Origin of the sequence: Methylobacillus draconifructus (assembly GCF_045984385.1) — a bacterium.
In the GTDB taxonomy this organism is placed as follows: domain Bacteria; phylum Pseudomonadota; class Gammaproteobacteria; order Burkholderiales; family Methylophilaceae; genus Methylobacillus; species Methylobacillus flagellatus_A.
In genome coordinates this window covers 55047-67084 of record NZ_JBJQIJ010000002.1, presented here as the reverse complement: position 1 = coordinate 67084, position 12038 = coordinate 55047, and the positions used below count along the sequence as shown (strand labels likewise).

At 59.1% G+C, this 12038-nt stretch carries 13 protein-coding genes; 11 read left to right on the top strand and 2 right to left on the bottom strand.

From position 1 onward, the window contains the following. Nucleotides 1-2: 2 nt before the first annotated feature. Complete coding sequence (locus tag ACKF11_RS04255; protein WP_407996082.1) at nucleotides 3-1523, bottom strand: ABC transporter substrate-binding protein; 1521 nt, start codon at nucleotides 1521-1523, stop codon at nucleotides 3-5. Nucleotides 1524-1623: 100 nt separating this feature from the next. After that, nucleotides 1624-3804, bottom strand: coding sequence for a TonB-dependent siderophore receptor (locus ACKF11_RS04250; protein ID WP_407993200.1), 2181 nt, complete (start codon nucleotides 3802-3804; stop codon nucleotides 1624-1626). Nucleotides 3805-4080: 276 nt separating this feature from the next. Between ACKF11_RS04250 and ACKF11_RS04245 the strand changes: the two genes are divergently transcribed. From ACKF11_RS04245 to ACKF11_RS04195, 11 genes are all read left to right on the top strand, one after another. Further along, a complete protein-coding gene (locus tag ACKF11_RS04245) occupies nucleotides 4081-4329 on the top strand; it encodes an FmdB family zinc ribbon protein (protein WP_309566075.1) in 249 nt (82 codons plus the stop codon). Between the two features lie 27 nt (nucleotides 4330-4356). Continuing rightward, nucleotides 4357-4959, top strand: coding sequence for a DUF502 domain-containing protein (locus ACKF11_RS04240; RefSeq protein ID WP_309566076.1), 603 nt, complete (start codon nucleotides 4357-4359; stop codon nucleotides 4957-4959). 38 nt (nucleotides 4960-4997) lie between these two features. After that, the gene (aspS, locus tag ACKF11_RS04235; RefSeq protein WP_407996081.1) at nucleotides 4998-6785 is read left to right on the top strand and encodes an aspartate--tRNA ligase; all 1788 of its coding nucleotides are present in this window, start codon (nucleotides 4998-5000) and stop codon (nucleotides 6783-6785) included. A gap of 195 nt (nucleotides 6786-6980) precedes the next feature. After that, nucleotides 6981-7196 (top strand): addiction module protein, encoded by a 216-nt coding sequence (locus ACKF11_RS04230; protein ID WP_309566079.1) that lies wholly within the window; start codon nucleotides 6981-6983, stop codon nucleotides 7194-7196. Next, nucleotides 7197-7502: a type II toxin-antitoxin system RelE/ParE family toxin gene (locus tag ACKF11_RS04225; protein WP_309566081.1), complete on the top strand. Its 306-nt coding sequence runs from the start codon at nucleotides 7197-7199 to the stop codon at nucleotides 7500-7502. 14 nt (nucleotides 7503-7516) lie between these two features. After that, complete coding sequence (locus ACKF11_RS04220; RefSeq protein WP_407996080.1) at nucleotides 7517-8044, top strand: adenine phosphoribosyltransferase; 528 nt, start codon at nucleotides 7517-7519, stop codon at nucleotides 8042-8044. Next, entirely contained in the window at nucleotides 8044-8523 is a 480-nt protein-coding gene (gene nudB / locus ACKF11_RS04215) for a dihydroneopterin triphosphate diphosphatase (protein WP_407996079.1), read from the top strand. The genes ACKF11_RS04220 and nudB overlap by 1 nt, the downstream gene beginning before the upstream one ends. A gap of 10 nt (nucleotides 8524-8533) precedes the next feature. Next, a complete protein-coding gene (gene nadA / locus ACKF11_RS04210; RefSeq protein WP_407996078.1) occupies nucleotides 8534-9667 on the top strand; it encodes a quinolinate synthase NadA in 1134 nt (377 codons plus the stop codon). A gap of 13 nt (nucleotides 9668-9680) precedes the next feature. Beyond that, a complete protein-coding gene (locus tag ACKF11_RS04205) occupies nucleotides 9681-10436 on the top strand; it encodes an endonuclease/exonuclease/phosphatase family protein (RefSeq protein ID WP_407996077.1) in 756 nt (251 codons plus the stop codon). Beyond that, entirely contained in the window at nucleotides 10436-11587 is a 1152-nt protein-coding gene (clsB, locus tag ACKF11_RS04200) for a cardiolipin synthase ClsB (RefSeq protein ID WP_407996387.1), read from the top strand. Before ACKF11_RS04205 ends, clsB begins: the two co-directional genes overlap by 1 nt. After that, nucleotides 11587-12024 (top strand): DUF2721 domain-containing protein, encoded by a 438-nt coding sequence (locus tag ACKF11_RS04195; RefSeq protein WP_407996076.1) that lies wholly within the window; start codon nucleotides 11587-11589, stop codon nucleotides 12022-12024. The genes clsB and ACKF11_RS04195 overlap by 1 nt, the downstream gene beginning before the upstream one ends. Nucleotides 12025-12038 lie beyond the last annotated feature (14 nt).

Genomic DNA, 12038 nt, shown 5'->3' with positions numbered 1-12038 from the left:
ATTTATTGGGCTGACCAGACCATATCGCTGATGTAATAGGATTGCTCCAGGGGGTCGACCTTGACTCCCTGCAGTTGCGGGTGCACTGCCACAGGCAGGCGGTACCAGGTGACGGGAATCACCGGCAGTTCCTGTTGCAGCGCCAGCATGATGTCGTGGCGGTAGCGCGCCTGGGCGGCCGGTTCTGTCTCGCTGGCGATTTTCTCGAGCAGGGCGGGCACTTCGCCGTTCTGCCAGTTCATGGCGCCCCAGTCCCCGCCGCCGTGCTTGAAATCCTGGTTCAAGGTGACGAACGGGTCCGGCACCAGAGCAAAGTTGCGCGGTACCAGTCCCATCTCCAGCTTGCCGGTGCGATGCCCGAGCGGGATTTCGCTGGAGTTCGTGACAATAACCTTGACCTCGATGCCGAGTTTGCGGAACTGATCTTGCAGCGCGGTGGCGATGATGGGCAGCTCGGGCCGGTCCGGGAGCGTGGTCAGCGCCAGGGAGAAGCGCTCCCCGTTCCGGTGCAGGATGCCGTCCGTGCCGGGTCGCCAGCCCTGGGCTGCAAGCAGTTTTTTTGCCTGCGCCAGGTCGGAATGCAGCCGGGGGAATTCTGGCCCGGCCTGGTGCCATTGCGTAATGCTGGGCGGCAGGAGCTGGTCCGCCGCGAGTTCGGGCGTGCGCAGGATGCCCTTGGCAATGCCGGCGCGGTTGATGGCCAGGCTCAATGCCTGGCGCGTTTCCACGTTGTTGAGGAAGCGGTGGCCGCTATTGAGCTTGAGCGTGACGGTGCGGGCGAGGTCGGCCTCTTTCATCACCACCTTGGGATTGTGGCGCAAGCGTTGCGTACTGGCCGGGTCGAAGCCGAACACCAGGTCCGCCTGGTGCGATTCCGCAATCAGGGCGCGCGTTTCGGGGCGGCTGACCGACAGGTAATGGATGTGCCGGATGGCGGGCTGCCTGCCTCGCCAGTGGGGAGACAATGCAAGCTCGAACTGCTGCGGCAGGGTCTGCCTCACGAGCTGGTAAGGACCGCTGCCCAGCATGCGGCGCACCTGGCCTTTTTCGTTATAGGCGGCCGGGGCGAGGATGATGGCGCTGCTGTGCGCCAGCAGCATGGGCAGCATGGCATAAGGCTGGGAAAGCGCAATATTGGCCTCCCTCGGCGCAGCCGCGCTGATGCTGGCGATGGGCGCCATGGCGAGCACGCCGGGCTGGCCGAGCGCGCGTTGCAGGTTCATGGCGACGCTTTCGGCCGTGACCGGGCTGCCGTCGTGGAAACGCGCGTCGGGCCGCAGGAAGAAGCGCCACTGCAAGCCGTCTGGCGAAACCTCCCAGCGCTCGGCGAGGCCAGGCGCTGCCTTGCCTTCGAGGTCGGTGCCCACCAGGGCCTCCGCCACTTGCATGCGCAGGAAAAGATAGCCCGAGCGCGAAGGCTCAAGCGTGCTGACTTCCCACGGGCCGACGATACTGAGGCTGCTCTTTGCCGTATTGCTGGCGGCTATTGTGGGCGTTCCCACCAGTAGGGATAGGCTTAACATCGCTGCGAAGGACAGCAATTGCCTGTGTATTGAATACAAGGGCATCTGTATGTTTTTATTTAAATCTGGTTTTCAGCGTCTAAAATCCAGCGTCCAGGCTCTAGAATCTGGCTTGAAGTCCTAATGTCACCATACGCGGCGTGCCTGGCATGACCCAGGTGCTGTTATAGGAGCTGGCGTAATATTCGCGGTCAAACAGGTTGGCGACGTCAAATGAGAGTCGCAGCTTTTCGTCGATCTGCCAATACGTCATTAAGCGTACCGTGACATAGGAAGGCAGTTCAAAAACGTCTTCAGCCCCGTCAGCACGCTTGCCGACGTAGCTGAATCCCCCGCCGAGGCCGAGCTTGCCGCCATTGGCCAGAGGCTGTTCATGCATCAGCAAGGCGTTTGCCGAGTGCTTGGGAATGTTGGAAAGCCGCGCCCCGGCCTTGATGACGCCGTCCGGCAAAATGACGGCAATCGGCGTGGTTTCCAAATCTTTGCCCAGGTAGGCATCCACATACGCATAACTGGCAATCAGACGCATGCGGGAGGTAATTTGCCCGCTCAGGTCCAGTTCCAGGCCGCGGCTGCGTACCTCGCCTGCCGCGATGCTGAATGACGGGTCTGCCGGGTTGGCAGTCAATACATTCTGTTTCGTGATATCAAACAGCGCAATGTTGCCTCCTACGCGCTGTTCCGGGGATTGGTACTTCAGGCCGACTTCAACAGCGCGGCTGCGCTCAGGGTCGAATCCTTTGCCTGCCGCGTCTATCCCGAATTGCCCGCCGCCAGCAGGGCCGGCATTGGGCCTGAATGAACGGCTGAACGAGGTGTAGAGGGAAATTTCCGGGCTGGCAACGTAAGTGAGGCCGATGCGCGGGGACGCTACAAAATGATCTTGTTTCGTTTGCGTGCCGTTAAGCAGGTTGTCGAATTGCTGGCGGTAAGAGTCAAATCGCAATCCTCCCATGAGCTTCCATTTTGCCGTGAGGCTGAGTTGGTCTTGTAGAAACAGCGCAATGTCGGTTTGTTTTTCCTTGAAATCGGAAACCGGATTGGCGGCAGGGAGCGCTTGCCCGTAAACAGGATGATAGATGTTGATCGGGCTGGCTCCGTTGTTGCCAACCTGGGTCTGGTGGTCATGGAAGCTGTAAGCCTCGATGCCGACCAGAAAGTCATGACCGATGCCGCCGGTATGGAACTTGCCATTCAGCTCTGCCTGCAGCATCAGGTCATCAGAGTCGAAACTGCGATCCCGCAGGCGACGGTTGATACTGCCGTTAGGATTAACGAAATTAATGCCCGCGCGAGGCTCTACTGTTTCACCGCCGGACTTGTTTTGCTTATAAGCCAGGCCTATCCTGCCACGCCATTGGTCGGAAAACTCATGTTCGAGAGAGAGCTGGTGCGTATAGGCCTCCATGGTCATGTCCCCGGTATCGGGCTCACCCAGAAAGCGGCTGTGCTTGACGTTGTGAAGGCGGTTGCCGTCCCGGTCGCGCAAGGCGATGCCGCGGTCCAGCGGAGTGCGGTGCTTGAGGTATTCCAGTTCGTAGTTGAGGGTGGTCGCCGGGCCGACCAGCCAGGTGAAGGACGGCGCGACCAGCAAGCGCTCGCTATCGACGTAATCCCTGAAGCTGCCTTTATCCTCGGCGGCCACGATCATGCGGTAGGCAAGGTTTTCGGCCACCGGGCCGGTGGAGTCGATCGAGGTACGGTAAGTGTCGTAGCTGCCTGCATAGAATTCCGCCGTGTTGCTGGCTTTGAACTGCGGTTTCTTGGTGACCACGTTGAGCGTGCCGCCTGGTTCGCTGTTGCCGTAAAGCGCGGCGGCCGGTCCCTTGAGGAACTCTACGCGCTCGGTATTGGCGGTATCGCGCGGCGGGTTGAAGCCGCGGTTGCCGGAGAAGCCGTTGCGCAGCATTGCGGGGCCGGTGTTTTCATGGCCGGCGAAACCGCGGATGGCGAAGTTGTCCCATAGCCCGCCAAAATTGTTCTGGCGGCTGACGCCGCTCACGAGATCGAAGGTATCGTCCAGCCTGGTCGCATGCATGTCGTCCAGCGCCTGGCGCGAGATGATCTTCACGGATTGCGAGGTTTCCTGCAGCGGCGTATCGGTACGGGTGGAGCCGCCGGCATCTTTCTGGTAATACTCGTTGGCCTTGTTCCTGGTGCTGGCCGCCTTGACCGTGATTTCCTCCAGCTGGGCAGGGCTTTCCGCGGTGTCGGCGTAGCTGTTGCAGGCAATGGCAAGCAAGGCAGGCAGCAGGTGCCTGGCGTGGATTTGATTCGTCATGGTCTCAGGGTCTGGGTTGCAGGATTGCAATCCGTGAGGAAAGCACAATGTGCGCCATTATAATTGGGTGCAACATGGTTGCGCAACGATGTTGCAGTATTGTGAAAGTGTCATGAATGAAAGAGGCTGCCTAAGACGTGTTAAGGGCGGGCTGTTATCTGAATTTCCCGGTAATGTATCTGACTTACCGTGAATGCATTGAAAGAGCGATGTAAAGCCCCATATCTTAGCCAACTCGCATTCGGGTATAATTTCATTTTTACGGGGATTGTTGCGATGCCTATTTACGATTATCAATGCACCAGCTGCGGCCACAAGGCCGAACTCATGCGCAAGGTCAGCGAGGCCGGCACCACGGCATGTCCGGCATGCGCAAAGGAAACCTTTGAAAAACAGGTGTCCGCGCCGAGTTTCCAGTTGAGCGGCACGGGGTGGTATGCAACCGATTTCAAGGGAAGCAGCCCTGCGAAAAAATCCGACGAGCCAGCGCCCGCCGCCTGTGGCGCAGGCTGTGCCTGCCATTGACGCGTTTGCGTTTACATTAGAGCTGCCATGAAAAGTTATTTTATTACCGGCCTGCTAGTGCTGGTGCCGCTGTGCATTACCATCTGGGTACTGAGCACCTTGATCGGCCTGATGGACCAGAGCCTGCTGCTGTTGCCGGAGTCCTGGCGTCCCGAGGCGCAATTCGGCCGTGCCATCCCCGGCATTGGCGCCATTCTGACCCTGCTGATCGTGTTCGTCACCGGCCTGATCGCCACCAATTTCTTCGGCCGTCGCATCATCCAGTTCTGGGAAGCCTTGCTGGCCCGCGTGCCGGTGGTCAAGTCCATCTACTACAGCGTCAAGCAGGTATCCGACACCCTGTTTTCCGATTCGGGCCAGGCGTTCCGCAAGGCATTGCTGGTGCAATACCCGCGTCAGGGAAGCTGGACCATCGGCTTCCTCACGGGGCAGCCCGGCGGCGACGTGGCGAACTACCTGCAAGGCGAGTATGTGAGCGTTTACGTGCCGACGACGCCCAACCCGACTTCCGGCTTCTTCCTCATGATGCCCAGGGCGGACGTGGTGGAGCTCGACATGAGCGTGGACGAAGCGCTGAAATACATCATTTCCATGGGGGTGGTGGCGCCAGCCGGCAAAGCCAAGCCTTGACTTTCAACCTTTAAGTTATAGCCTACAAGAAAACCGTTATGCGTACTCATTACTGCGGTCACCTGAACCGTGAACACATTGGCCAGACCGTTACCCTCTGTGGCTGGGCACACCGCCGCCGCGACCATGGCGGCGTGATCTTCATCGATTTGCGCGACCGCGAAGGCATGGCGCAAATCGTCATTGATCCGGATACGCCGGAGGCTTTCAAGCTGGCCGAGAGCGTGCGTAACGAGTTCGTGCTCAAGGTGGTGTGCAAGGTACGCGCCCGTCCCGAAGGCACCGTCAACCTCAATATCCCGACCGGCGAAGTCGAGATGTTGGCGAGCGAGATCGAGATTCTCAATCCGTCGCTCACGCCGCCGTTCATGCTCGACGACGACAACCTGTCCGAGATGGTGCGTCTGGAGCATCGGTACATCGACCTGCGCCGCCCCGCGATGCAGAAGAACCTGATGCTGCGCTACCGCGTCGCCAAGGTATTACGCGACCAGCTCGACAGCCAAGGCTTCATCGAGGTCGAGACGCCGATGCTGACCCGCTCCACACCGGAAGGCGCGCGCGACTACCTCGTGCCTTCGCGTGTGCACCACGGCCAGTTCTTCGCCTTGCCGCAATCGCCGCAATTGTTCAAGCAATTGCTCATGGTGTCCGGCTTCGACCGCTATTTCCAGATCACCAAGTGCTTCCGCGACGAAGACCTGCGCGCCGACCGCCAGCCGGAATTCACCCAGGTGGATATCGAGACTTCCTTCCTCAATGAAGAAGAGATCATGTCCATCGTCGAAGGCATGATCCGCACCATGTTCAAGCAGGTGCAGGATATCGACCTGCCCAACCCGTTCCCGCGCATGCCGTTCTCCGAGGCGATGAACCGCTACGGCTCCGACAAGCCGGACATGCGCGTGACGCTGGAAATTACCGAACTGACCGACGTCATGAAGGATGTCGACTTTAAGGTATTCGCCGGCGCGGCCAATTCCGCAGGCGGCCGTGTGGCGGCCATCCGCGTGCCTAACGGCGCCGCATTGTCCCGCAGCGAGATCGACGCCTATACCGAATTCGTCAAAATCTACGGCGCCAAGGGCCTGGCCTACATCAAGATCAACGATGCGAGCAAGCTGAACGAGGAAGGCCTGCAAAGCCCCATCGTCAAGAACATCCATGAAACCGCGCTCAAGGCCATCATTGATCGCACCGGCGCGCAAAGCGGCGACATCGTCTTCTTCGGCGCCGACAAGGCCAAGATCGTCAATGAGGCGCTGGGCGCGTTGCGCACCAAGGTCGGCCATGAGAAGGGCCACGTCGACGGCCGCGCCTGGGCGCCGTTGTGGGTGGTGGATTTCCCCATGTTCGAGCACGACGAGGAAAACGACCGCTGGGTGGCACTGCACCACCCGTTCACCAGCCCCAAGGACGGCCACGAGGACCTGCTGACCAGCAACCCCGGCGCGGCCTTGTCCAAGGCTTACGACATGGTGCTGAACGGCTGGGAAGTCGGCGGCGGCTCCGTACGTATCCACAAGCAGGAAGTGCAGTCCAAGGTATTCGACGCGCTCAAGATCAGCAAGGAGGAAGCGCAGGAGAAATTCGGCTTCCTGCTCGACGCATTGCAATACGGCGCGCCGCCGCACGGCGGCCTCGCCTTCGGCCTCGACCGCCTGGTGACCCTGATGGCGGGCGCGGAATCCATCCGCGACGTAATTGCCTTCCCGAAAACACAACGCGCGCAGTGCCTGATGACCAAGGCGCCGAACGAGGTGGATGAAAAGCAGCTGCGAGAGCTGCATATCCGCGTCAGGCAGCAAAACATCACGGCTGGTTGAGTGAGGAATGATGCTAATAGTTGCTGCATGCAGTAAAGATGAGTTGTAATACTGCACGCTGAACCGTTGGCACAATCTGTTGTATTGACCGGTGCGGAATTGGTCGGTTACCTTGCTGATTGACCGTCTTTCCACAGAGGTTTGTAGGGTGGGTAACTATTATCCACGCGGCAATTAAGTAAAGGAGCACTCTGTATGAGCACTGCGACTAAAGCCATTGTTGAGCAAGCGGCCCAGCTCTCCGTCAATGAAAAAATCGAGTTGATTGATGCTTTGCTGGCGACAGTAGATAAGCCTGATGCTGAAATTGATGCCTTGTGGGCATCAGAAGCAGAAAATCGTTTGGCTGCATATCAAAACGGTGAATTGCAAGCGTTGGATTTGCACCAGGTATTGGCCAAATATCGTTAAATGCAGATCAGGTTTTTACAGCCTGCTCGGTATGAGTTGGATGAGGCTATCGCTTATTACAACGCCCAAGCGCCCAATTTGGGGCAAGGTTTTTTGGTGGAAGTGTTGGCAGGTTTGAATCGAGTTTGCCAGTATCCTGAGGCTTGGCATGCTATATCTGATAAAACAAGACGATGCCAATTAAGGCGTTTTCCTTATGGTGTCATCTATACAAGAATCGACGATGTAATTTTGGTTGTTGCAATAGGGCATTTACATAGAAAGCCGGAATATTGGCAAACCTTGAAAACAAGGTTCGAGAAGTAACCTGGAAGAGATTAATGACCATCAAGTCGCTCATCCGCACCATCCCCGACTATCCCAAGCCCGGCGTCCAGTTCCGCGACATCACCACGCTGCTCAAGGATGCCGACGGCTTGCGGCAGGTGGTCGATGCATTGGTGGCTCGCTATGCGGGCGCCAAGATCGATAAGGTAGTGGGCATAGAGTCGCGCGGTTTCATTGTCGGCGCTGCGGTGGCATACGAGCTCGGCGTCGGCTTCGTGCCGGTGCGCAAGAAGGGCAAGCTGCCCGGGGACGTGCTGGGACATGACTATGCATTGGAGTATGGCACCGACCGGGTGGAAATCCATAGTGATGCGATTAGCCCGGATGAAAATATATTGTTACTCGACGATCTGATTGCCACGGGCGGTACTGCAGAGGCTGCCGCGGTGTTGATTGGTAAACTGGGTGGCAGTGTGCTGGAATGTGCATTTATCATTGGCTTGCCTGACCTGGGCGGCGAACAGAAGTTACGGCAACTTGGATATAAAACATTTACCCTGTGTGAGTTTGAGGGCGATTAGTGAGTAGTCAATTGCCGGGTTATAAAACGCCGGTATCAGCCCTGGTGCTGGTATATACGACGGATTTGCAGGTGCTCATCATGGAGCGTGCGGACAAGGCCGGTTTCTGGCAGTCCGTGACCGGGAGCCTGGAAAGATTACCAAATGGTGAACTGGAGCGGCCGATTGATGCGGCAATCCGCGAGGTGAGGGAAGAGACCGGCCTCGATGCGGCGGATTACAAGCTGCTGGACTGGCAATGCTCGCACGTGTACGAAATCTACCCGCACTGGCGCTTTCGCTATGCACCCGGCGTGACTGAAAACACCGAGCATATATTCGGCTTGGAATTACCTGAGCCTGTCGCTGTCCAACTCGCGCCCCGTGAACATGTGGCTTACGAATGGGTGGACTGGCGCGAGGCGGCAAAACGTGTATTTTCATGGACAAATGTCGAGGCCCTGCGCAAGCTGGGTGAACGTAACAACTTAACATTGTGAATTAGCAGCCATGCAAGCAACTCTAGAGACAACAGAAAGACCAGCGGTGATCGCCGAGCCGATCAAGTTCGAGCGCTTCCAGGCGACTCAGGAGGCCGAGTTGCAGGCGCGGATCATCGCCGCCAAGCAAAAGCTCGGCAACCGGCTGGTGATCCTCGGGCACCATTACCAGCAGGAAAGCGTCTACCGCCATGCGGACTACACCGGCGATTCGCTCAAGCTCTCGCGCTTCGCCGGCGAGACAGATGCCGAGTACATCGTGTTCCTCGGCGTGCATTTCATGGCCGAGGTGGCGGACATCCTCTCGCGTCCCGAGCAGATTTCCATATTGCCTGACCTTTCCGCTGGTTGCTCCATGGCGGACATGGCCAACCTGGCCAAGGTCGAGCGCTCGCGTCGCGAGCTGTCCAAGGTGCTGGATTTCGACGCCACCATCACGCCGATCACCTATATCAATTCCGCCGCCGACCTCAAGGCGTTTTGCGGCGAGCACGGCGGCATCGTCTGCACCTCGACCAACGCCACCAAGATCATTGAGTGGGGCTTCAGGCAGCGCGAGAAAGTGCTGTTCTTCCCCGATCAGAACCTGGGCCGCTGGTCCGGCTACAAGATGGGCATTCCGCTGGAGCAGATGCCGGTATGGGACCCAGACCTGCCGATGGGCGGCCTGACGGAAGAGCAGATCAAGAATGCCAAGATCCTGCTGTGGAAGGGGCATTGCGCCGTACACCAGATGTTCCGCGAGCAGAACATCACGCGCTTCCGCGCCGAGCATCCCGACGGCATCGTGATCTCGCACCCGGAATCGCCGTTCGAGGTCTGCCTCAATTCCGATTACGTTGGCTCCACCGAGTACATCCTGAAAACCGTCAGTGATGCGCCTGCCGGCACGCGCTGGCTGGTGGGCACCGAGCTCAACCTGGTGAACCGCTTGGCCGAGCAGATGAAGCCGCAGGGCAAGATCGTGCAGTTCATGTCGCATGTGATCTGCGAGTGCTCCACCATGGCGCGCATCGACCCGCAGCACCTGGCTTGGACGCTGGAAAACCTCGCGGAAGGCAACGTGGTCAACCGCATCAAGGTGCCCGAGCACGAAGCCGAGCTGGCCCGCCTGACACTGCAACGCATGCTGGACGCATCCTGATGAAAGGTTGAGGTTGCAAAGCATCATCCGGATTGCCACCTTCAACATCCACAAGGGCGTGACCAGTTTCAACGCCCGTTTTGCGCTGCACGAGCAACGCGAACTGATCCGCAAGCTGCAGGCCGATATCGTCTTCCTGCAGGAAGTGCGCGACCAGCATATCAAGCACAGCCGCCGCTTCAGCGCCTGGCCGCTGGACGGGCAGGTGGAGTTTCTCGCCGATGCGGTCTGGAGCGACTATGCCTACGGCAAGAACTCGGTCTATCCCGCCGGGCATCACGGCAACGCCCTGCTGTCCAAATACCCCATCGTCAAGTACGAGAACACCGATATCTCCGCGCACCACAGCGAGCAGCGCGGACTGCTGCATTGCGAGATCGCCGTGCCGGGCTGGCATCAGCCATTGCACTGCATCTGCGTGCACCTGGGGCTGTTCGCGGGATGGCGCCGCAAGCAGATTGCCATCCTGCGCGACCGCATTGCCGAGATGGTGCCGGAAGATGCGCCGCTGGTGATCGCCGGCGATTTCAACGACTGGAGCATGAGCGCGGGGCGCGAGCTGGTGCACGGCCTGCACCTGCACGAAGTGTTCGAGCATCACGGCGGCGGCAAGCCTGCGCGCAGTTTTCCATCGTTTCTGCCGCTGTTCAGGCTGGACCGCATCTATGTGCGCGGCTTCCACGTGCGGCACGTCGAGGTTCATGCCGGGCCGCAGTTCGTGAAGGTGTCCGACCATGCGGCGCTGACGGCCGTGCTATCGAGGATATGATGCGCTGGGAGTCCGGCAACCGCATCACCTTGCTCAGGAACGGGACAGAGTTCTTCCCTGCACTGGCGGCTTCCATCGAGGCCGCGCAGCGCGAAATCTACATCCAGACCTACATCTACGAACTGGATGCCACCGGCACCATGATAGGTGAAAAGCTCAAGGCCGCCGCTGCGCGGGGCGTGATGGTCAATCTTTTGCTGGACGGTTTCGGCAGCCGCAAGCTGCCGCCGGAATATGTGCTCGAGATGGAAGCCTTCGGCGTCAAGGTCATGTTCTACCGGCCGAAAATTTCGGCATGGTCGTTCAAGCGCAGCCGCTTGCGGCGCTTGCACCGCAAGGTGTCGGTGTTCGACGGCCAGCACGCCTATGTCGGCGGCATCAATATCATCGACGATATGAACGTGCCGAGCAATCTAGACGCGCCTCGCGTCGATTATGCCGTTCGCGTCGACGGGCCCTTGGTATTGGGCATCCATGCCAGCGTGCGCAAGCTCTGGCGGCGCCTGGCCTGGATGCACTTGCGGGAAGTCGCGGCCTATCCCAGCCTGCCGGCGCCGGCCTTCATCAACAACGGCATGCGCGGGGCCTTCGTCGTGCGCGATAACGTGCTACACCGCCGCGACATCGAGCGCGCCTATCTCAAGGCCATCGGCAAGGCGCGGGTGGATGTCATCATCGCCAGCGCCTATTTCGTGCCGGGCAAGAAATTCCGCCAGGCGCTGATCGAGGCCGCCAAACGCGGCGTGCGCGTGCGCCTGCTATTGCAGGGGCGCATGGAGTATTGGCTGATGTTCGCCACGCACGAGGTCTACGGCCTGCTGCTGCGCCATGGCATCGAGATCTACGAATACCGCGCCAGCTTCATGCATAGCAAAGTGGCAGTGGTTGACAGCCGCTGGGCTACCGTAGGCTCATCCAACCTCGATCCGTTCAGCCTGATGCTTGCACGCGAGGCCAATATCATGGTGCAGGATAAAGGCTTCAATGCCGAGCTCAAGGCAGACCTGGAAAAGGCCATTGCGGAAAAGTCCGTCAAGGTACGTCCCGAGGACTGGTCGCGCCGGCACGTTTTCAAGCGCATGTTCTCATGGATGGTGTATGTGCTTGTGCGGCTCATGATCGGTTTGGTTGGTCCGAAGGAGAAACATTAATGTTGCCGGCACCTGACGTACTAAATGTCGCCAGCGTCGCCAATGTGATCCAGCTGGCGGTGGCGCCTGCTTTCCTGCTCACCGGGAGCGGCGCCATGCTAGGCGTGATGGCGGGGCGCCTGGCCCGCGTCGTCGACCGCTTCCGCGAACTGCACGAATCCGGCGGCTGGAACCATGAACAGAAATCGGTGGAAATGAACATGTTGCTCAAGCGCTCGCGCTGGATACACCGCGCCATCATCCTGACCTCCCTGGCGACATTGCTCGTCTGCGTGGTGATCGCCACCTTGTTCGCCGCGGTGGAAGTGGGCTGGAACCCGTCGCGTATCGTTTCCCTGTTGTTCATCTGCGCCATGGGCTCGTTGGTGGCGGGGCTGCTCTGCTTCTTGCGCGAGATCGCACTTTCCACCGACATCATAGAAGAGTTCCGCGGCTAGCCAGGGTTACTGCG